Origin of the sequence: Paraclostridium sordellii, from assembly GCF_000953675.1 — a bacterium.
Lineage (GTDB): Bacteria > Bacillota > Clostridia > Peptostreptococcales > Peptostreptococcaceae > Paraclostridium > Paraclostridium sordellii.
Genome location: NZ_LN679998.1, coordinates 3,375,810 through 3,376,749 on the forward strand (window position 1 = coordinate 3,375,810; position 940 = coordinate 3,376,749).

Consider the following 940-nt stretch of genomic DNA (forward strand, 5'->3'; position numbering starts at 1 on the left):
TTTAAAAAGAATTTTTATAATTAACCTACTGTTTAATTTTCAAAGTTCATGTTTGCCCTTTTCTTAAGGACAAGTAATACTATACCACCTTATTTTAATAAGGTCAACACTTTTTTGAAAAGTTTTTTATTTTTTATATTAAATTTCTTTTATTTATATAAATTGTAAGTTTACATAAGTTATTATTGCAGTAAACCTCTTTATTTATTCATTGAATATAATAATTTATTTATTGATAAAATATATCTAAATATAATATTAAGGAGTTGGTTAAATATGTCTAATTTTAACTATATTAAAGGATTGTATGAAGATGGTTTCAGATGCATATACCATAATTCCGACAATAACTGTCATACTGTATATCTTAAAAACTTTGATAACGAGAAATCTGAAGTTATAGAATTAGAAAATGCTGACGAATTTAATCAATTAAAAGATTATATGGATACTCTAAGAATGCAATAAAATAAAGGAGCAAATATTTGCTCCTTTATTTAGATACAATTATTTTTTTTATTAGTTTTAATAGTTGCTCTCTATCCACTTCTTTTTCTTTCTTATTTTGTTTATATTCATATAGATTAACCACCTTGCCAATAGGTTTACTCATCTAAATCACTTCCTAATCAGATTATTGATTCTATAATATTTAATTCTATATGAGATTCTATTTTCCTCCTATAAAAACTAAATTTTACAAAATATCATATTTTTTACTGTATATACCTTCGTTTTACTATTCAATATACTTTTTATAATTTTTTTTAAAATATTATTATATTTAAGTTTGTATCTATAATTAAAATTATAGACAATATATATTATTCTAATCAATTAAAATATATGTTTCCAAATAAAAAAAGACTACGCGGCTACGTCCTACTCTCCCAGGCAGCTTCCCACCAAGTACCATCGGCGCTAAAGAGCTTAACTTCTG

The 940-nt window shown here is 23.1% G+C and carries 1 protein-coding gene; it reads left to right on the forward strand.

What is annotated here, in order from left to right:
* Window positions 1-276 precede the first annotated feature (276 nt).
* Window positions 277-468 (forward strand): hypothetical protein, encoded by a 192-nt coding sequence (locus ATCC9714_RS16415; RefSeq protein WP_057545545.1) that lies wholly within the window; start codon window positions 277-279, stop codon window positions 466-468.
* Window positions 469-940: the final 472 nt, after the last annotated feature.